Here is a 21,996-nt window from a genome sequence, read left to right on the forward strand (position 1 = left end):
CAGGTGGTAGACCACCTGTCATGTGATAATGAGTTTCCCAAATTGTGCATAAAATCCATGAAGATTTGTCTTTTTTATTGTTTCGATCATTTTCTCCAGAGTTTCGGGAGCACGATTAAGCTTTAGCCTGAAATACTGCAGTTCTTCGCCGATAATTAATACTGATATATCCAAGCTGCAAAAAATGTATTTGAAAAGATTAATAATACAATGGATAAAAAGAACATATCATATATTACCGAAATAAGACGAGCTTTACTACTACTTTTGGTTTTGAAATAAACAATAATATCAAACACCGCAATAATAATAACTACAATTAAAGAGACAAATGCAAAAGCATGATTATATAAATATCTTGCGCTTCTAAATTCATAATCCAAAGAAAAATTGAATTTATTGTAGATGTTTATAAACAAAGCCATATCATATCTTTCATACATACAAATTAAGAAAGCTGGAAAAGTACAAATAATAATCAGAAAAGTTATAACTAATAACATAACTTTACAAATATTCTTTTTCATTACTGCTCATCTCTTTCTAAAGATTTTATATAATTGTCTAACATTTTATATTTTGCTATCGCATCGCTATTGTTTGTGTGCCTATTCCAGTTTTCTTCTTCTGATCCTTTAATATACTTACAATATGATGTATTACCATATTTAATATATGTATTCACATCATATTTAGTATGCTTCTGAAATATATCCTTCATCTCAGTACCATAATAATTATATGTACCCATGTTTTCGGGACTTTCTTTTTCATCAATCAATTTACATTTATCAGCAATCACTTCATTTGTAGTTGATATAATATTAAAATCTTTCAAATTATAGATAGCTTCATACATATTGTTTGTGTTTTGGGTAGACGATACAAATTTGACATTGTACTCTCCATCACTTCCATACATATGATAGCGAGCTTTTCTTTCGCTGCAAAGAATCCATGAAGAACTGTCATTCTCAATGATTTCTAACATATCTTCTAAAGTCTTGGGAGCACGATTAAGTTTTAGTCTGAAATAGTGCAGTTCTTCGTCAACTGTGCCGTATTCCTGCACACATTCATTGAAAAACTTGCAGAACCTGAGCCAGTTTTCATCAGATACGGTATATAAGCATTTTTCATAACGATTTACGTCCTTCATCATAATATCTAATTCAGCTTTTGCGATAACATCCTTTTCCCTTTGAATGTTAATATATAACGGCAGCAAGCCGCCTAAATCAGCATACCATGTTCGGTTATATGTCCCGCCGAAGCTTTTTGCAGCCTTTTGCCTAACTTCTTCAAAGTATTCGTCTGTACCAAATGGCGGCGTATTCACCACTAACCGATCAGGATCAACATCATCATTCAGCCCGTCATCATCCGTATCCTCATCGGTAGGATCGGAGAGGATAGGCAAATAGTATCTCGGAGAAAAATCGTTTACAAGGAAGTTATAATCGCCGTTCTGATTGAATTTTGTAAGGTGTCCCACTAAATCAGCCATGCAGAAAACAGGAAGCTCTATATTATTATCAGAATTCACTTTTATTTTTGCTTCATCGATCTCCTGCCAGTCTGTAAGAGAATCTGTATCGGAGTTTGTTGTTCCATTGGGAATAAGCTCACCTGTAAGCGATATTTTCTTCCATTTTGTCGGAACGATAATATCATATACAGGGCGTGGCGCTGACAGATGTCCTTCAATATGCTGCCTTATAGTTTCATAATTGTCATCAGCAAGTATCAGATCCAGACCATCTCTGGCTGTAATTGTTTTGTGCATTAAATCTGTATATGTAAAGTAATCTTCTACCGGAGTGATCTGAGAATAATTAATTTGATGGCTATATGCGTATTGAATTGCGGCTTTATCTTCATCCAAATTTCCACCTGTGCCGCTGTTTATCAAGTGAAAGATAAATTTATCAGAATCTTCTCGTAATGATAAAGAATGTCTTATATAATAAGATACTGCATTTCTGTTTCCGCCTTGTCCGGGAGTTATATAATTCAAATTGTTTAAAGTATTATTTAAGGTCATATAGTCCGAACTGAATGCGGTTCCTTTATTTGTTAAGAGAGGCGCTGCGTGTGTAGAATAGTATGGTATGATATATACTCTGACGTTGCTGTTTTTTGAAAAAGCATATAACGATAATTGGGCTATCAGATTTTTCTCTGATTCAAAATAAGGTTCACAGTAATCCGTGCTGTCTTCATTCTGAATAAAGAATACTAAATCAATAGGCGCATTTACATATTCCGGTTCCCATTTAGATGTTGGAACTGAAGGTGCCTTGGGAGCAGCTTTGGGTGCCGCCTTAGGTGCAGGAACATTATTCTCGGCAGGCATTTCCACATCAAGGTTATCGAGCCATATCTCCATATCCATGAGGCAGTATGTGCCTGTTCCATTTACTGCTGCACAGAGCTTGCTGTTCTCAACATCGAATTCGGTCTCGACGGGAAGAAGCATTCTCTCATCCTCATCAAATCTGAACACGTTGAGACGCTTTATGCCTTGAAACTCCTCAAGGCTTGAGAATTTATTCAGGGTGTTTTCGGTATAGCCTTCTTTTATGTCATATTTTAACACTATTTCCTCAGGATTGCAAGTATCTGTTATCTCCACATCGAAACTTGCTCCTATCATAGCGTCATTCTCTATAGCAGCGGAATAGCCGCTTTCGTCAACAGTGAGTTCCTTTTCTGCGTCTCCGTTGGTCTTTATGTCGATTGAGAGTTCATAAGGACTTTCAGCTGTATTGACAGTTGAAAGGATACTGCTATCGGCAGCTATGGTCTGAGGGATAATGTATTCTCCGTCGGGCACACCGTTTGTTGCAGGATCATTGGGGTCAAGTCCCAGCTTTACCTCTGAACCGTCATCAACACCGTCCTCGTCACTATCAGCTACAAGCGGATCTGTTCCGTATACATAGATCTCGTCATAGTCGCTGAGACCGTCCTGATCTGTATCGGTAGTCCACGGATAGGTTTCCCTTGTGAACTCGTCTATATTGCTGAGGCCGTCCTCGTCGGTATCAATGTCAGCGTCGGAAACTCCCTCTGTTACTGAATCATAAACAAGAGGATCAGTCTGAGTGTAGACATATTCCTGATAATCTGTCAGTCCGTCATCGTCTGTATCCTGGTCGTAGGGATCGGTGCCTATCTTCAGTTCATATATGTCGGGAAGTCCGTCTTCATCACTGTCAAGAACTTCAATATCATAGCCGTTTTCAGTGCTTATGACTACAAATGGAACAGACTCTCCGACCTTGCCGCTGTTTGCAGTTTCAATGACTTTTATGTACTTCTTTTCAAAGGGCTCAGTGAATGAAAACTCAAAGGAGTCAGTGTTATTTACAGTTCCTATTGAAGTGTAGTTCTCGCCGTCGTCTGACGCCTGTATATCAAAGCTTCCGTCGGGTACTGTTGTGTTCCAGTATACACTGAAAGCTTCTGTTTCTGCGTCGTACTCACCGTAAGCCACTATCTCAATATCATCGGTATTTATTGGCTCGGATTCATTACCGATGAACTCTGCCATCTGAGAGTTATAATTTGCATTGAGATTTGGACAGGTTATAGTTATAGTATCGGCAATGATGATAACACTGTTGATATTCAGGTTCTGAGCAGTGATATTCACACAGCCGTTTGGTGCATAGACAAGTCCGTTAAGATTGACGTTGTCTGTATCTATTATAATATCACCTGTTTCGGCACTAATAACAGAGTCCTGAGAGTTCTCTACGTTTCCGCTGAGAACAACATCATTAAGTGCCTTTATGCCGCTGGTGATATTGATATTTCCTGTAAGACCTATATCGCCTTCTGCCTCTATAGGTATGTTTACATTGATATTTGTGTCCTCAAGAAAATAGTCCTCAAAGTAGGTGTCAACATGAGAAGTAAAGTATCTGCTTTCGATCTTATCGAAGAAGAACTTCATAGTTTCCTGAGCGTTTTCGGTTCTTGAACCGTTTACGTTAAAGTTCTGAGCCGTTGTGGATATAGTTCCGTTTGTTGCAATACTGCCATTGATGCAGACATTATTTGAATTGATAGTGATAGCTCCCTCCTCAGCTGAGCCTGCAAACATAACATAAGGATAGTGAACGGCTTCCTCTGCCTTTGCAGGTATCTGCGGAATAAAGCTTACTGCGGTAGCTGCTGAAAGAACTGCTGATAATAATTTCTTAAACATTTTTCCTCCGATTTCCCGATATCATGCTGTTTTATGCTGCGTAAAATACAGATATCATTTTTATTATAGTTTTTGCAGCAAAGGATGGTAGTTTAAGTCTGCCTCCTTTCGGATAAAAAAATAGACAATACCGTGAAGTCGAAAGAGCGGAATGAATGATAAAAAACAGTAGAAAGAATAAAGTGAAGATGTTTCTGTAACTGAGTAGAGGTATTGCGTATACGCTGCATTGCAGCATATATATTTTATCACATCTCACAGGCTGAAATCAACGTATTTGCGTGAAATGACATTTTTTTGCGTGAAATGTAATTCTGCGGCGGGGGAGAGCGCACTGGCCTGGTGTGGGGCGTGCAATAAATATAGCTCCTTGACAAGATAAAGAGGTGACGAAAGAAGAAAGTGCAGAGCTAAAAATGGCAAAAAATTCACCGCAGAGAAACAAACTCTGCGGAGCGATTTAATTGTTAAATAAAAAAATAAGTGGTTGACAGTTTTTTGTCAAAAAAACGAGCCCACAAACGCCTATTTTAAGCCATTTGTGAGCCTTGATTTTGAGATGAGGGGAATTGAAGAGACCTAAAGCACTTTTTGTGATTTATATTTTTCTCAAGTAATCGCCTGTATTACGTCATTTCAGAGCAATTCATTTAAATTCATTTTTACTGATTTTTGGTGTCTTTTTGCCACACTATGTAACAAATAAAAGACAAAAAACTCTAATGCAGCGTACCTTTCCATAAATATAAGCAAATTCATTTTAGAAGTATTAATTCACTCATTATGTTGACCGATATTCAGTGTGAAAAGCTAACAGAAAAAGATACCGCTGATCCAGGTCCTTGTAACTTGTTTAATAGTAATTTTTAACAACTGCTTTGTGATGAGCAATTATAGTTCCGTTAGGAGACATTGTATCCCATTCGCACACACGACGACGATGAGGTTTTTGATTGCTTTTGTCACCGCCGCAGTTGACACAACAATTATAGCTGGTACATACTTCATCGTAATAAGTCAGCTCGTTTCCGCCGGGCTCTTCAGTACCGGGAACTTTAACCCATGGTGTTGAACTCTGATAATGTCTGTAATTATGATTGCAGGCAGCTGCTGCCAGAAGGGGAGCGGCGAACCGTGTGTTCTGATTGATGCTTAAAACGGTGCTCAGTGCAAGTACAGCTGCAATGATGCCTTTGACAAATTGTTTTTTCATGATCTTAGTTCCTTTCTTATTTGATGTGGTTGAGTGAATTTGGACGCGAATAAGTGGTTGATATTGCTATGACCATTTTATTATATAAGAAAAGTTTTCATTTGTCAAATAGTATTCGATAATCGTACGTGAAGAAATACGGATCTGCAATACCGTTAACGTCAGAGACTTCCAGAGGCAAAAGTTCCCCACAACAGACCGAAAGATTTACCATGGATTTTAAATCAAGTATGTACTGTTTATAAAATAGAATAGGTTCTATCAGATAGTAAAGAAATTGGGTATATAACAACCTCATTATGTTATTTTACACAAGTATTATTTCCGCTCTTTAGGTGATAGTAGAAATAATTTTATTAACTTTTCATTTGTTGCAAAAAAAGAAAAACGATTTTCAATATATATGGGGATTTTTATAATTTTAAATGTAACTATATGTAAGAATGTTGATGAATACTATTATGGGCAATTCTTTTTATTGTCCTTTTGAAAACTTGAAAATAAATGGATTTATAGGTAATGGATCTCAAGGAATTGTATATAAAGCTATTCGCCATGACGATCATGCAGGTGATGAATTTGCTGCTATAAAACGAACATAGCCCATATTCAGCGAACAAACTCAAGTATAACCGATAGATAGCGAAAACTGAAGCTTTCAAGTAAGATATATAATTATAATATGAATAGGGCAGAAACAGCCTCAACGAACAAGCAACAATTTTATACTGAGGGAAATCAACATTCTCTGCTGTTGCAGTAGCGAATCACTTCATTAGTAAATCAATGAGTTCGGCAAAAATATCATCTAAAATCAACAGTTTAAATATACAATTCACTATATGAGTAATCTATTTTTACAATAGTTGTAAAAAGTATTGAATCAAGTAGCAATTTGTTGTATAATAAGATTAGGAAGATTAGCGGTGTTAAAGTAAGAATATAGCTTTTATGGCAGAATCTGTTAATATAATATTTTTTTTTGACATTGATCTTCGTCTTACTACTAATCACACTCTAAAAAGAACATATCTTTCTTTATATGCACCTAATATTCCGTTAAATGCAGATATTCATATATGATATAATAAAAAATAGGGGGCGTAAATGATATTTTGCTCGTAGCAATAATTATATGAAACAATTTATGTAAATTGAAGTATCTGCTGAAAACATATAGTTTAATCGCTTTACCGAGCAGATGATGTAATAGTATCAATATACGAATAGCAGCATAATTACACTAATGGAGGAAGTATAATGTCAAAAAATGCAAGACGTATTATGTCAAGTTGCCTAAGCGCGGTAGTCTTTTTATCTGTGATTTCAAGTCTTCCCGCCAGTGCAGCCAGCGAACCAATTGTGTTCGCTTATGATAATTACACAGTAAGCTACACTGTAACAGATGAGTGGACCGGTGGACAGAATGTATCCGTAAAATTAACCAATACAGGTGATGAACCGATCTTTAACTGGGCTTTGAAGTATGATTCGGGTTCCGAAATAAGAGATCTTTATAATGCTAATGTTTATGATAATGATAACACCAACTATGTCATAAAGAACGATAACTGGAATTATGAGATTGCTCCCGATGAAAGTGTTGAATTCGGATATACAATCTATGCGGAGGATTTTGCAGTTCCTACAGATTTTGAACTTTGTTCTGAAAGAGTAGATTTAAGCGAAGGCTATGATGTACAGATCGATTATACAGATATCTGGGATACAGGATTAAAGGGCGAAATAACGATCAACAATACTTCAGATCATCCTATTGAAGCGTGGACTTTAGCATTCGATACGAATCTTTCTATGTATGGTCTGTGGGGAGCACATCTCAATGAATCAACGGATTCTCATTACAAGCTTGGCAGTGAAGTTTGGACAAATTCTATTCCTGTTGATGATTCAATAACAATTGGATTTACTGCTTCTAAGCCTGAGAATGAAGAACCTGAAATTAATAATTTCTCACTTACTTCTGTTGTGCTTAATTATAGTTTCAACACAATAGAGACATCTGATGCATATCTTTATTCCAATACAACAGAGATGATTGGAAACCAAGGAAATAAGGAAGTAGTATTCTATTGTGAAACACCTGATATAGTTTCTGCGATATCTTTAGTTGATTCTAATACAGGTGATGAAATCGGTCAGTTCGTTGACGATGGAAAATATTCATCAAGCGGAGACGATATGATGGGTGATGGTGTCTACACTTGTAAAATCAGCTGTGATACCACTGTTAATGAGATGACAATCTTAACATATCATGCTGCAATTAATAATAAGAAGGTTTCTAATAATATAGAGATTCAGATCGTTCCGCCGTTTACAGATCAGGAACTTGAGGACATGGAATATGTTGATTCTATCATTGCTTCGATTTTAGAAGAATATTCAATATCTCCAAGCGAAAGCGCAGGAAATGTTCAGAATGGTTCCGGAAAGGAATACACTCTTACAGAATTCTTTAAGAATAAGCTTGATGCTTTAAATAAGGCACTCTCATCACTCCTTGAAAAAGGAAAAATAAGCGATTATTATTATAATGAAGCTGAAATGATATTCCATTGTCATTATTCAAATGGAATCTCGTTCATTATAGTTCCGAGAGATCTGCTCGAAGCTGACGTTTCACTTTTACAGAAAACTGTAATTACTCCTGATGATGATCTTGATTATTCAGGCTATAATGGTCTCGTTTTAAATGCATTTGAAGATACTGACTATAGAACAGATTTTTATGATGAGTTCACTCAGAATTGGAAAGATGCAGGAATGACACTTGATTATGATGATTTTGTAACTGTATCTGATCTTACGACAAAGCTTTCCAATAAAGATATTATTGCCCTTTGTGGTCATGGAATGGTCTCCAATAATCAGTCGGTGTTTGTTCTGATCGATGATAACGTAACAACTGCCAAAGATATTGCTTATAATCTTGACATTTCAAACCATAGAATTGAAGGTGCACAGTATTCAGTAGGTGGAGTAAATTATCATACATATATAGTATATCGCGATTTCTTTACTAATTATTACGGTACAAGTGGCTTGAGTGATAGTTTCGTTTTCTCAGAATCTTGTAATTTTATGGGAAATGAAGATAATATCGGACATGATGAATCATATGCAAATGCTCTGATCAATTGCGGTGCAACATCTGTTATTGGTTTTGAAAACTCTGTTATGGCAGATTACTCAAGAGAACTCATGCTCTATTATTTTGAAGAATTATTAGACGGTGAAACATCAGGCGATGCGTTCATCGACGCCAAAGAAGAGTATGGCTATAATGACTATGAGTACAGAAAGCCAAGCTTCTTCACTTATTTAGGCAAGTATCTTGTTGGCAAAGATGCTTTTGATGAGATGGGAAATACAGCATATCCATTTATTGTCGGCGACAAGGATGCAAAACTTGTCAATGGCTTGAAGAACGGAAATTGGGAATCATTTTTCCAGAAATTATCTCCTGCACCATGGGCTTGGGATTATGATGGAGATTGTCGAGTTATAACATCTCAGGGCGATGTGAAGCCGACAGGTACCAGAATGGCATTTATTTCAACAGGAATTGGCTCAAAATCAGGTGTAAGTATGTCAGGATCACAGGGCAGCATTTTATTTCAGACTGTTCGTAATACCGATAATGATACACTCACATTTGACTATGATTATATTTCAGAAGAACCAATGGAATATGTTGGAAGCAAGTTTGATGATAAATTTGAGATCCAGATCTTAGATAAGAACGATACTGTATTATACAGCAAGATAATGGAATCAGTCAACACTTCAAAATGGTATTCTGTTGGCGGAATCGATTTTGATGGAGGAGACTCAACGGTTTATCACACAAACTGGAAGAACGCCACAATAGATATTTCAGCATACAAGCATCAAACAATAACTATAAAGTTCTTGGTATATGATGTTGGTGACTCAATATACGATTCAGCAGTTGTCTTGGATAATATCAAGCTTTCATAATTTTTAAGGAGGATATACATGATAAAAAAAATATCTGTTATAGGTGTTTTGTTATCAGCGGGATTAGTTTTCTGTTCCTGTGGTCCGGAAATAGGTTCAAAAACTGAAAAGCCTTCTGAATCACAATATATAGATGAAAAGACAGATTCATCTATATTTGATGAAAATTCATCTACAGAAACTCTTGACACAAAAGATTATGTATATAAGCAGATTGATGATACTCTTTCATCAGATTCATATAAAAAAGGATCTATTGAACAAAGAACTGATATAATTGACGCAGTGTTAAAAAGACTAAAAAATGATGAATATATAAGTGATTACTACTATGAAATGAACACGGACAGGCCTGTGGTACATTATGTTTTTTCAGATGGTATAAAGAATACAGTAGTATTATCAGATATTCCATTAAACGAAAACTGATTTGCACTGGTTTTATCTAATATCCGAATATAAAACATCCCCTCAGAGTTTTCACACTTTTACTGTGTGTCAACTATGGGGGGACGTTTATTAGGAAGATAAGCGTCAAATAAACGTTACCGTCTGATCTTACATCAACTACCGGCAGATGATCTGCTCCGAGTACAGGAGTTATCGGAAACCGGAATTCATGCTTACTGTCGGTAAGTACATTCAATACGACAGTTGTTATTCTGTAACGACAGAGACTTCCAGAGGCAAAAGTTACCTACTACAATTCACTAATTAAAAAAGCTATAAACATAAGCTCCATCGACTTCGTAATAAACATAATATCTACAAAGCTTTTTATCATTTGAATCTGTAACAATAAAACTGAGTACGATCTTTTTTCTGCCTTCCCATTCTCTCATATAATCCAAGGATACAAATTCAGGGGAAACAGCATTTATTCCAGTCAAACCATATTTCTGTGCCGTCTGTTCATCATTTTTTATAGCATCCTCAAGATCTGCATAGAACTGATCCACCGCTCTTTCCTTCAATTTCTTTTCAGCAACAAGTTCGTCCAATTTCTTTTTTTCGTTATTTACCATCTGAAGCCATGAATTAGTAATTTTATTGCCATTAATATCAACTTCTACCATGTTTTTCTCTGATGGATCAAAACCTTCAGGGAATAATGTTTTACAGTTATCATCTAAACAATATTCAGCATTAAAACATTCTGCATTTTTTATATTAGTATTTCTTAAATCAGCTCCGGACAAATCAGCACATGTAAAATTTGCCTTCTTTAATTTTGCACTATTTAAAATAGCTTTTTTCAAGTTAGCATTTCTTAGATCAGCCTCTTCAAGATTGGCATCTGATAAATCCGCACTAATTAGAATGACATTTTGCAAAACTGCTTTTGACAAATCTGCGTTTTTAAGATCAGCTTCAAATAAAAATGAATCTTTAAGATTGGCTTCAATCAATTCAGCTCTTGACAGATGCGCTCTCTTCATGGTTGCGCCTACTAAAACAGCTCTATTAAGATTAGATCCTCTCATGTCAGCACCGGAAAGTTTTGTTTCAATTAAAATAGCTTCCTTAAGATTAGCATTGGATATTACAGAGTTGTTCATAATAGCGCCTGAAAGATTTGCGCACTCAAAATCTGAATTTCTAAGAAATGCGCTTTCAAAATCAGTTTTCACAAGACGCGCCTTATAAAATGAAGTATTCTTTAAAAACATATTCTTCATTTCCCATTCAGAAATGTTAATATTTGAAACAAACGGAGATAACAATTCTCTCTGGGCAATTATTCCAATATGATTGAGACCTTCATTTTTGTATCCTAATCCTGTTAAAAACCAAGTCAGATTTCTAAACACTCTACTTATCTGAATATTCAGCATAGACGGGCTCACCTTATATTCAATTACAGGTTTTAGAATCTCAATATTTGAAAGAATCCCTTTTTCCAATCCCATTTTGTAGTATTTTATAAAACTGTCAATATCAAACTTGCTATTCTTCGCGTGAACCAGATCATTAATATAATTGAAAATATAATACGGTATCTGAATATATCTAAAGGCTTCAATAATATTATGCCATAGTTCAAATGTGATAGTATCTGTATCTTGATTTTCATAATAATTTTTGTCAAATTTGGCAAAGTAGTCTTCATAAATCTTTACTGCTGTAAAATAATCACAAACCGTTCTGTGTGCAAATTCTATACCTTTTTCCTTGCCTATTGCAAAATGAAAAACCGCAAGATACATAGCAGTATCTATCGTAGTCTTCTTAGGAATTTTATAGCCTTTTTCCTTCAGAACTTCAATGGTTCTATCTTTTGCATACTTTATATGATCTACATCGCTATTATGAGATTCCTTCAAAACCAATGTCTCGTTCAAAAACATCTGATAAGCCAGTTCTTTTGTAAATTGCCAATTTATATATTTTAATCGCTGTTCACTTTTAGCATTACTATATACACTGCCTGCCCTTTGTTTTTTTGAGTGCTCACGTTCAGAAAGAGTGTGAAAAACATTATCATAGAACTGTCCTATGGAATCATTTGCTGAGATAATAGTAAGGCTGGTACACGCAAGATAAAGTATCAACGGTGCACAGAATACTTCCAGTCGTTCATCCTCAGCATTATTCTTAAAGATTTCATTATAATTATTCTTAAACTCCTCACACCAACGCTTTTTCTCAACTGAATCTGTAAGAGAGCTGAACTTATCGCACCACTCCTTTAATTGTGACTCTTTCCACTCAAGCTCTATATGAGGTAATTCCTTAAAATCTTTAATTAAGTCCTTCATTGGCCTTGACGTTATCAGGACTTTTATATCATATGCCTCGAGATCGGTGATCAGCTTTTCGATAAATATATTTTTATCAAATTCATCAGCAAGAACACACAATTCATCATAACCATCAAGAATTATCAAACCTCCATCAAGCTGACTATAATTGACGTCAATGATTTCCGTGATAATATTCAATGTTGAATACTCTTGATCCTTTGTTGCCTTTTCGATTCTTTTTATATGTTCTCTTAATATGACCGGATGAATATGCGACTTACTAATGCCAAGAGTATTCTCATCTCCGGAAATTCCGTAAATATCGGCGATTATCTTTGTGACAAGGCTGGTTTTGCCAATACCTGAAGCTCCATAAATGAACATAATATTCTTGTCACTCTTATACCAATCATGTATAATATCTATTACATTTTCGGAATACTCTTTAACTGCTGGGTCAAGATACATTTTTCCCAATGTAATGTTACTATTTTTTTCAAGAAAAAGCTTTCGATTGTAATTCTTTATATACTCATATGTAGAATCATCGATTAAAAACTCAGTGCATTTATTTTTAAGGAAATTCATTATTTCAGAAAGCTTTTCATTATGTTCGATTGAGCGTTTTTCAATGAGCCACCTCAAACCGATATCTTTGTCTTTTAGAATATTTTCTTCAAAAGAATCGTACAATTCTTTAGCGACAAAAATAACATTTTCTGTCACACTTGTGTCATATCTTCCGGGATAGCCGAAATCGTCTGAAATGATTGCTTGTATCGCCTCAACAGAATAGATATTTGTACTAATATTTTTATTATCCAGATATGAGATTACATCTAAACAATGGAGATCGCAGAATTTCTGATACTGATAAAAGTTATTATAACGAGCCAAAATGTTATCAGATTTTTTTTCGGCCTTTTTTCCTTTTCTAATTATTTCATTAAGAGTATCAGCAAAAATATCGCCTATCTTTTTCCCATAAGAATCATTCGTTAAGAACTTATCTGATAAAAGCTCAAATAATGATTCGCCGCTATTATTAATTGCCAAGCCAAGTGCAGTTACGGTAAATGGGAGTGTCCACGGAGCAATAATACCTATTAATGTACTTGTTCCAGCTACACCAGCTTCCACGCCAATATCTGTTCCTAACTTGACAATAAACTTCTTAAACTTACTATCAGAAGGATTAAAGAATCCAACTTTTCCTGGATTGTCTATTATCTTTCCACATTTTTTACATACAATTTCGTCATTCTCCTGCTTGTATTCCCAATGACCACATTTACATATAAACTTGTTCATTTAAATCATCCTCATTTTTTATATAATAGTTTTTCAATAACTATAGAGATCTATCATATCTAATTAATCTTCTATTACGCCTCATAACAAAAGCAACAAGTATTTTTATCAGATAATAAAGAATCTGGGTGTAATTCTGGGTTCTATGCTTTGGTATGTAATCCATTACTGAAGTCACAGGACTTATTATTTCCCATAACTTCTTGTGCTTTCAGTATATTTTATGCTTTATCCTTTTTCTTCAATGCCTTTACGACAGCTGAAAGTACCTTGCGCCGTTTAGTTACTATCCTTCCCCAGCGATATACTATTCCGACAGGATACAAAGCGGGGATTTTATCAACAAATTCAACGGATTCTCTCATATACTTCACGCTCGGGAACATATTATGCAGTATATAACTCGGTTTCGACTGTTTAGCGAGCTTGTTCCTGACTCTTTTTTCAACGGTGCCGTATGTACCTGCGGTAAGATAATTCATCAGCATAGCCTGCTCCGATTCGGTCAGTTCAGGTGTTTCAGCTGAAGAAAATACCTTGATAGCAAGCTGTCGGCGCTCCTGTTCAAAATCTGCAATCTCAAGCTGCCGAAGCTGTTTTTCTATATATTTCCAATCAACTGATTCGCCTTTCCAGGTGATATAGACATAACTATCAAGCAGTGAACGGATACCTGTTCCGCCTCCGCTGTAATGCTTCCATTCGTGAGCGGTGATATACACATAAAAATCTTCATCAGAAAAATGATACCCGAAGCTGTTTCCTTCATCCTTTTTCATAAGCTTCCTGACGTCAGAATAATATCTGAACAGCGGTTCTGCGTGCTGCTCACCGAACAATGATATATGGAGCTCAAAATTTAGCACAGGCGGTTTATGGTAAACATCGTGATTACCTTTACCGAAGTGTTCAACAGAATATCCTTGAGCAGTCATTATATCCCTGACTTTTTCCTGATATTCCTGATCGTAGAGAACATCGTTGTCCGCCATCTCGCGCATACCATTTTCGGGATATATGTCCTTCAGAACAGAGCCCTTTAGAGGCATGTACCATATTTCCTGTTTCTCAAACTCCGAGAGGAGCTTTGCACGTTCCATATCAAGATAGATATTCTTTCTTACAGCCTTTTTATAGGCATCATGGAATCTTTCATGCTTTATACCTGCGCGTTCAAGCGCGATACATACAGCTCCGCGGACAGTATGCTTTTTAGCAAGCTCATAGAGCTTATCCAGATCCATAGACTTTATCCTGTCAGCGTCAGGCGTTATACCGTTCACTGAGCATGACAGCAGATAGATCAGGTCCTTATATACAGTGTTCATTCTGTTATAGCTCCGATAGAACGTAGTTTGTCGATGATCTCAGCAACATCTCGCTCAATAGTTTCTCGGCCTGCCCCTGAATACTCCGAAAGAAGATTATCAACTATAGCTTCCTGTGTTGTATCGCTTTTCAGACACTCAACAATAAAAGCTGCTGTTTCGTTGTTCTTCACGATACCTTTGAAGCTGGTCTCGCTGGTGCTTATGATATAGTGTTCGCCCCTTGTCTCATGTGTGAGAAATCCTGCATCAAGTTTCATTTTATACCTCCTACTGATGTTATGTTTTTATTATATCAGAAAATTTTGCAAAAGGCAACAGGCGGCATAATGCCGCCTGTCGAATATAGATATGTTACCAATCTACTTCTTCTCCACCTGAACCCTGCTGAGCACCCTCGCCTCCGCTTGTTGTGATTATGTCTTCTGTGTCAAATCTGTCGATTTCCATTTCGGGTTTAATATATTTTTTCATAGCTTTAATTCCTTTCATTCAGCTGTATTATATGTTGCAGCAACTACAGTATCACTGTATACATATATGTCCTTATTTGTTTTTTCATCATGATACTTAATATATCCTATTGCGTATAGGTAATTATCAAGTTTTCCGCCAACTCCACATGCAAAAGTATATGTACCATTATTGTTTTTATAATCTGCGGGGTGGTTTGTAGCTTTATTTATAAGGATACTTCTTATATCATAATCTGGATTATTCATAAGATTAACTTCAGCATAATTATTGCCAGTAGTATAGCCTAAAAGCTTATTGGTTCCATATTTAATTCCAACCTCAGTTACATTATACTGTTTTGGAACACTATGACTGAATACAAATCCTATGGCTTTATTACCATTATATGTAGTCTTTATTGCATCCATATTAAGTATCGGTAATGGAGTAACGTCGACTGACTTATCTACATACTGTGCTACAAGCTCTACATCCTTAGTTACAATAAAGCTGTAGTTCTGTGAATAGCTCAGTACCTTGCCGTCAGTTGTTTCCCAGCGCCAGAACTTTTTATCACTGAGGTTAGGAGCCTTAACCGTTGCAGATGATTTTGTTTCATACATCTTCTTGCTGTATACTTTTCCTGCTGTAAATTTAACGCTGTACATCTCCGCTATTTTCCACTCTGCTGAGATCTGTCCCTCAAAGTTTCCGATACCGAAAGCCTTGGCTTCATATGTGCCTATAGCGGTTTGGATCCTGCATGAATATATATAATCCTTGCCAAGCTCAAGAACCTTGCCATTATAGGTAAGAACTGCCATGGGCTGATGATTCTGACCATCATAACAGTAGGTGATGGTGTTGAGATACATTGTTGCATCGGAAATGTCTGTCTTGTTGCTGCTGGGGCCTATCTCAAAGATAGTGGACTTGACTGTCTCGTTTACAGAAGCAACTGCAGAACCGTCCTTCAGTATGCAGCCGTTTGTCTTTACCTCACAGCCTCTCAGATCAACGCCGTTTGTGAAACCGTAGAAAGCACCGTTTGATGCATTTCTGATGTTGACATTTGAATCAAGCATCTCAATGAAAGCACCGCCGTCTTCTGCGAATATACCCTTTTTCGCTGTGCTGGAGTTTAATTCGATATCCTTAATATAAAGCTTTGAACCTGTGCCGCAGCTTATACCTGTTTCTGCGTTCAGAGTAAGTATTTCGTTACCGCAGGCTTCAATAGTAGTTTCAAGGCCGTCTGCTATTCTGATGCATCCTGCAAGGCTGTTCAGGGTAATATCATTGTCAATTTGGATCATAAGACCGTCAATTCCCTGATTGTCGATACACCAGTTGCTTCCGGCTGATATATCAGTGAATATGAGCTTCTTTTCTTCCGGGACATATTCAACATCGGTATAGTTTTCATATCCTTCTAAAACACTGTGGCAGTTCTGCTCACTTACCTGAACACCTGCTACATAAAGAGGATAGTACTCGATAGGAGCAATAGCGATCTTAGGTTCCATGATTTGAGTAGCTCCAGCTAAGAGATTATAATTCTTAGGAGTTTTTATTTTGCAGCTGTCAAGAGTGATACCGCCATTAAATCCGCTTATTCCCGCCCTGGATTCTACACTGAAATTGGAATTTTTAATTACCAGTTTGCTATTATCACCACTTGCCAGAATTCCAAAAGCAGCTTTTGGAATATGTAATCTGTTTATATACAGATCAGCGTCTTCAACAGTAAGAGTTGCATTGTTAACAGAAATAGCAAAAGCTGCACCGCTTGTGATAGTTGAATCTGCTTTTCCGATATTCAGCTTGCCTGTTATAACAGTATCTGCCTTAAAAGTCAAATATTTGCTTGATTCGATGGTATGTCCGTTACCGTTTATAATAAGTCCGTTATTGCTGACATTCTGAATAACATAATTTGAGTTATCATAAATATCCTTTAAAAGGGTAAGAGTATTTTTCTCGGGATCATAGCTGAATTCACCGTTATTTCCGAGATTATCAAGATCACTTAATGAATTCACCTTATTATTGTATATGCTGAAGCCATAATCTGCATACTCTCCAACGACGATCTCTGTTTTTAAGGTATAAGCCCGATCATTATAGTTTAAGCCGCATCCACCATCTTCGAACTGTTCATATTCCAGTCCCGGAGCCGGAACAGAAACATAGCAGCCTTCAAGATTGATCTGACCAAATGCATACATACTATTGTAAGCATAAATATGTGAATCAATGATATTGAATGTAACATTATCAGTCCTTCCGGTACTGTAGAGATGGGCACATTCTATATCAGCATTTTTGATGTTGATCACTGCATCTGAACAGCCTTTGATCTGATATATTTTTGTTTTGCCAGTAATGTTTGTATCAGCCCGTAATTGGATTATTCCTGATGCATGGAAAGTTTCGGTACCCGTTGATACATTGTGTCCGTTAAAGTCGATATTAAGACCTGAGTTATCGATATTTTCAATAAGAGGAACACTTGTTCCGCATACGCAGTCCTTAGTAAAAGTAATAGTGTTGGTCTCAGGATTGTAAATAAGTGCTCCGTCAGGACCAAGCTTGAACAGTTTGCTGCTTGCTGTTACATCTTCGCCGCAAATCTTGAAGCCGTAGCCCTTCCTGATCTGAACGCCTTCACCATCATAGCCGTCTACAGCTATATATTCTCCACTTGCTCCGTAAGTCTCGATCTTTGCACCTTTAGGTCCTGTAATGTGAGAATTATCAAGAATGATCCTGCCTTCTGATGAGTATATAGTGCCGACGATGTCCAGATCAGAATTAATGATATTGACATCACCAGTTGTATGTAAGCTCTCACCCTCAGGATATTCCCGCTCCGGATCTCCTATCTCAACACTGACATTGTCAAAGGTAATACTCTTCTTGCAACTGCTTCCTCCGATAGAAAGCTTTCCGGGTCCAATTATGGTAGTGTCAGAGTCGAGTATGAAATTGGAATAATGAAAGTCCGAATCTGCCTCTACTTTGATAATAAGACCAGGTATGGTGCTATAGATATTATTATTTGAGGTTGAAGGGGTACCCTTGATAGTAAGAGTATTTGTATCAGGATCAAAGGAAACCTTATTATTTCCGTCGAGATTGTTAAGATCCCATGTGGAATCAACCTGCTTGTATCCGTATCTCAGTCCATAGCTTTTCGGTGCTATGGTTATGTTTGAAGCAAGAGTATTGCTATTTGTTCCCTTAACAACAGCACTGTTGTAAGAGCCTGACTTGCCTATAGCAGCATCCTTGGGTTCATTAATAAATGTGTCGCTAATACTGATGGTTCCGTATGTGGAATAGATATTGCCTTTTACCTTAACTGCTGAACCATTGGCGATCTGTAAATTACCGTATTTTGTGTATAAACTGCCATTGGTTGTCACTCTTGAGTTGTCTATTGTTATCTTACCTGCTGATGATGAGGTTGAGTTAGTATAAATGGCTCCGCCTGAAGTGATCTCTGAATTATTAACAGTAATGTTGCCCGATGCAGTCAAAGATCCTGTGGTAGAAATCCTTGAATTGTTTATCTGCATATTACCGGTAGACTCAAACAGGGAGGTACAGTTGATCTCAATGTCTTCAATAGTAAGAGTACCTGTCTGGTGTTTGAAAGCTCCGCAGGTCAGCTTGCCGTTACCTGTGATTTTGCTGTTTGCACCAAGGGTGAAAACAGTTGAAGTACTACCTGAAATGTTTGTATCACCTGTCAGCGAAACAGTAAGACCTGAACGTGTTGAACTGATCTTTGTGAGATTTCCCTTGACATACAGGATATTTGCTGACGGGTCATAGGATACATTTCCATTGTTCAGGACGTCATGGCAGTTTGCCCTGGTAACACCGGTAGAATTTACTGTGATACCATAGGTTGCACTTGCTGCTGTAGCCACTTCAGTTGCAAGGGCGCCGGAAGCAGATACTCTGATACCGCCTGATGTACTGCTGATGTTATTTGGCTGGGGCTTGTCCAGGACTATATTGGTTCCCAGCGTGATCTTGCCGTTGAATCCAACAACTGCACCATTAGCACAGTTATTGATCTTTATGTTTGCACTGTTCAGTTTAAGAGAAGGTCCTGACCTGCCGTAGATACCATATAAAGAGCTGTTTATGGTCAGAGGAGCGGCTATGGTCAAAGCCTTTGAGCTGTCAGTGGTATCAAATTTGACACCGTATGAGAGCGCGTTTACAGTCAGATTGCTCGTACCTGTGAACTCTGTGTTCTCAGTGAACAGGAAAGCAGGTTCGGTACCGTTTTCTGTTATGGTGTATGAACCAGCCGTTTTGATCTTAAGGCCGTCGATGCCAGTATTTTCAATAGCAGGAACATCTGTGGCTGTAAAGTTCTTTTTGAGAGTCAGTGTCTTAGTATCGGGGTCATAGCTTGCACCTGTGTCGCCGATACTGTCTTTGTTTTCACTTGTTACCTGTGTACCTGCAACTTTAAGACCTGCATATTTATCGGGTTTTGTTCCAGGAACGATAGTAAAACTATTAACAGAATTTCCATTGCTATCCACTACATATGCACTAGTAGTTTCTATGATTTCTCCATCTACAGGATCACTGATATAACAATCAGTAAGCCTGCAATTCATTCCATTACTATACGTAGAAATTAAATCGTTTCCATTATGTGAAGTAATAGTAGAATTACAGATATTTAAGTTAGGAATATAGTTAAAATTAGAATAAACTAAAAGATAACCGCCAATGAAGAGATCGAGATTTGCATCCGTGATACGCAGATTTCGTGCACGTATAAAAGATTGACTGTCTGTTTTTACTGTCAGCTTTCCGCTTCCTGTAAGAGTCAATATGCCGTCTATATTATTATAATGGATAGGAGACACTTCCTTGTTATCCTCGAAAGTAACATCATTATCAATTTTTACTATCAGATTTGAATATGTTGAATAGATGATATTTTCGTCTCCGCTTGAATAATACCTTGAATCCTGTGTGTAGATAGTTGGATTGCTACTGTTTCTGCTTTTTACAGTAAGCGTATTGGTATTATAGTCGAAACTGAATTTTACAACAGAGCTGCTGCCAAGGATATCAGATTTGTTGCTGTCGGTTACCTGATGACCGAGTATCCAGATGTTGTATTCCGCAGCATAAGCCTTCAGCGGCTTGACATCCGGAATTACCATGACCGCCATGAACAGCGCCATGATAATGCTGAACACCCGTGTCAGGGGCGTTCGTTTTCGTGTTTGTGTGTTTGCTTTCATAGAAACCCTCCTAAAAATATAATATTTATATCACACCGCTCAGCGGCTGATACCTTTAGTAAGGGGATCTGAGACCCCATATCCCGATAAAATAATAAAAAGGCGCATTGCCCCTCATATAGAGCAATGCGCCTTTGTTGACCAGATTATAAAGGTTTCAGCTATGTTGTCAGATCCGTGATGAGTTAAATTCCAGTAACGTTCATAGTCGATAACCCTCATTAACAAAGACGGATGCAGAATTTGAGGTAAGCTGTATTGTATAAGTATATTTTAACATGTATTATACCACAAGTCAATATAGTAATATTTACTGATTTATCTATTACTATCGTGCCGCTTATGGTTGAATTCGCTTATCAAGTAAAGCTTAACAGCAATTTCAGATAAATATACGTAATACTTTTAGATTCTCATCAAAGAAAACCGCAGGGAATATCTCCTGTGGTTTATTATCCGATATGTGATTCAGGCAGCCCCCTCAAGGCATACATTACCATTGAACAACTTTACTCCGAAGAGACCTAAAACATTATTTGTGATTTATGGCTTTTTCAAGTAATCAATTGTATAACGTCATCTCAGAGCAATTGATTTATACCCACTTTTACTGATTTTTGGCAGCTTTTGCCACAGTAAGTTACAAATAAGGGGGGATTCTAATGAAATCGTTCTTCTGTCTTATATTACAGAAAGGATGATTTTTTCTCTGTTTACAAAAATGTTTGAGATTTTTTGTAATAGTACACAAAATATTGTTGCTGCAGCATAATTAACAAAATAATGTATATTTTAACAGTGGAATTATGTTATAATATTATTATAGAGGATTATACATTTATGTTATTCATTAATGGCATATTGTTTAAGGAGGCGATCTTATGAAAAAATTAAATTTGTATAAAAAAGTCATTGCAATGCTGTCGGGCATTTCACTTATATTTACCAGTGTCAGCACATTTTATACACCTTTCATTGTCTTTGCAGATGGCGATCCGCCATCACAAAGTCTGGTCGAAGCACTTGATCCTGTTACGGAGCTTCACTGGGTAGAGGACAGCTCTGCGACCGTAACATGGACAGTATCGGCAGAAGCTAATTACTATGCTGTAACGGTAGATGTTTACGAATCCGATGGTATTACATTTATTGGTTCAAGCGAAACAGGAACTACAGCTACTGAGATTGACGTCCAACAGGAGATACATAATGTTATTGGAGATGCCGAGTATGATGTGGTAAAGGTCAAGGCTACTGTTATAGCTCAGAAAAAGCAGGATGATGTAGTTGTGGCGGAGAGTGATGGTATAACCACTGGAATGTGGATGTATTTATTAAATATTATTCAGATACCTACTCCTACAAAAATTGAACTAAGTGAAGATTTGATACTAACATTTGAATGTGATATTGCCAATCCAGCGAACATCATTTCTCA

The 21,996-nt window shown here is 36.8% G+C and carries 11 protein-coding genes; 3 read left to right on the forward strand and 8 right to left on the reverse strand.

The window, feature by feature from the left end; all coding sequences use genetic code 11:
* Window positions 1–155 precede the first annotated feature (155 nt).
* The 3 genes from T488_RS0105160 to T488_RS0105170 form a co-directional block, all read right to left on the reverse strand.
* On the reverse strand, window positions 156–527 hold the full coding sequence (locus T488_RS0105160) for a hypothetical protein (protein ID WP_028519881.1): 372 nt from the start codon (window positions 525–527) through the stop codon (window positions 156–158).
* Window positions 527–4,216: a hypothetical protein gene (locus T488_RS18620; RefSeq protein ID WP_028519882.1), complete on the reverse strand. Its 3,690-nt coding sequence runs from the start codon at window positions 4,214–4,216 to the stop codon at window positions 527–529. The genes T488_RS0105160 and T488_RS18620 overlap by 1 nt, the downstream gene beginning before the upstream one ends.
* 853 nt (window positions 4,217–5,069) lie before the next feature.
* A complete protein-coding gene (locus T488_RS0105170) occupies window positions 5,070–5,429 on the reverse strand; it encodes a hypothetical protein (RefSeq protein ID WP_028519883.1) in 360 nt (119 codons plus the stop codon).
* A gap of 1,260 nt (window positions 5,430–6,689) precedes the next feature.
* Here T488_RS0105170 and T488_RS0105175 point away from each other — a divergent pair.
* Window positions 6,690–9,434, forward strand: coding sequence for a cellulose binding domain-containing protein (locus T488_RS0105175; protein ID WP_028519884.1), 2,745 nt, complete (start codon window positions 6,690–6,692; stop codon window positions 9,432–9,434).
* Between the two features lie 18 nt (window positions 9,435–9,452).
* A complete protein-coding gene (locus T488_RS0105180) occupies window positions 9,453–9,863 on the forward strand; it encodes a hypothetical protein (RefSeq protein ID WP_028519885.1) in 411 nt (136 codons plus the stop codon).
* A 281-nt stretch (window positions 9,864–10,144) separates the two neighbouring features.
* Here T488_RS0105180 and T488_RS18625 read toward each other — a convergent pair whose 3' ends face one another.
* The 5 genes from T488_RS18625 to T488_RS0105205 form a co-directional block, all read right to left on the reverse strand.
* Window positions 10,145–13,489, reverse strand: coding sequence for a pentapeptide repeat-containing protein (locus T488_RS18625; RefSeq protein WP_051536319.1), 3,345 nt, complete (start codon window positions 13,487–13,489; stop codon window positions 10,145–10,147).
* Window positions 13,490–13,710: 221 nt separating this feature from the next.
* The gene (locus tag T488_RS0105190; protein ID WP_028519886.1) at window positions 13,711–14,817 is read right to left on the reverse strand and encodes a nucleotidyltransferase domain-containing protein; all 1,107 of its coding nucleotides are present in this window, start codon (window positions 14,815–14,817) and stop codon (window positions 13,711–13,713) included.
* Window positions 14,814–15,077 (reverse strand): PqqD family protein, encoded by a 264-nt coding sequence (locus T488_RS0105195; protein WP_028519887.1) that lies wholly within the window; start codon window positions 15,075–15,077, stop codon window positions 14,814–14,816. Before T488_RS0105195 ends, T488_RS0105190 begins: the two co-directional genes overlap by 4 nt.
* Before the next feature lie 94 nt (window positions 15,078–15,171).
* The gene (locus T488_RS19805; protein ID WP_196243274.1) at window positions 15,172–15,309 is read right to left on the reverse strand and encodes a hypothetical protein; all 138 of its coding nucleotides are present in this window, start codon (window positions 15,307–15,309) and stop codon (window positions 15,172–15,174) included.
* The gene (locus T488_RS0105205; RefSeq protein ID WP_028519888.1) at window positions 15,306–20,558 is read right to left on the reverse strand and encodes a hypothetical protein; all 5,253 of its coding nucleotides are present in this window, start codon (window positions 20,556–20,558) and stop codon (window positions 15,306–15,308) included. Before T488_RS0105205 ends, T488_RS19805 begins: the two co-directional genes overlap by 4 nt.
* 881 nt (window positions 20,559–21,439) lie before the next feature.
* Here T488_RS0105205 and T488_RS0105210 point away from each other — a divergent pair.
* Window positions 21,440–21,996 (forward strand): hypothetical protein (locus T488_RS0105210; RefSeq protein ID WP_028519889.1); only part of this gene is annotated, 557 nt, incomplete at its 3' end.

The organism is Ruminococcus flavefaciens ND2009 (assembly GCF_000621785.1).
Lineage (GTDB): Bacteria > Bacillota > Clostridia > Oscillospirales > Ruminococcaceae > Ruminococcus > Ruminococcus flavefaciens_C.

Bases quoted from the DNA above. Each gene is read 5' to 3' on its own strand.
- T488_RS0105160 (WP_028519881.1), bottom strand. From the start codon at position 527: ATGAAAAAGAATATTTGTAAAGTTATGTTATTAGTTATAACTTTTCTG.
- T488_RS18620 (WP_028519882.1), bottom strand. From the start codon at position 4,216: ATGTTTAAGAAATTATTATCAGCAGTTCTTTCAGCAGCTACCGCAGTA.
- T488_RS0105170 (WP_028519883.1), bottom strand. From the start codon at position 5,429: ATGAAAAAACAATTTGTCAAAGGCATCATTGCAGCTGTACTTGCACTG.
- T488_RS0105175 (WP_028519884.1), top strand. From the start codon at position 6,690: ATGTCAAAAAATGCAAGACGTATTATGTCAAGTTGCCTAAGCGCGGTA.
- T488_RS0105180 (WP_028519885.1), top strand. From the start codon at position 9,453: ATGATAAAAAAAATATCTGTTATAGGTGTTTTGTTATCAGCGGGATTA.
- T488_RS18625 (WP_051536319.1), bottom strand. From the start codon at position 13,489: ATGAACAAGTTTATATGTAAATGTGGTCATTGGGAATACAAGCAGGAG.
- T488_RS0105190 (WP_028519886.1), bottom strand. From the start codon at position 14,817: ATGAACACTGTATATAAGGACCTGATCTATCTGCTGTCATGCTCAGTG.
- T488_RS0105195 (WP_028519887.1), bottom strand. From the start codon at position 15,077: ATGAAACTTGATGCAGGATTTCTCACACATGAGACAAGGGGCGAACAC.
- T488_RS19805 (WP_196243274.1), bottom strand. From the start codon at position 15,309: ATGAAAGGAATTAAAGCTATGAAAAAATATATTAAACCCGAAATGGAA.
- T488_RS0105205 (WP_028519888.1), bottom strand. From the start codon at position 20,558: ATGAAAGCAAACACACAAACACGAAAACGAACGCCCCTGACACGGGTG.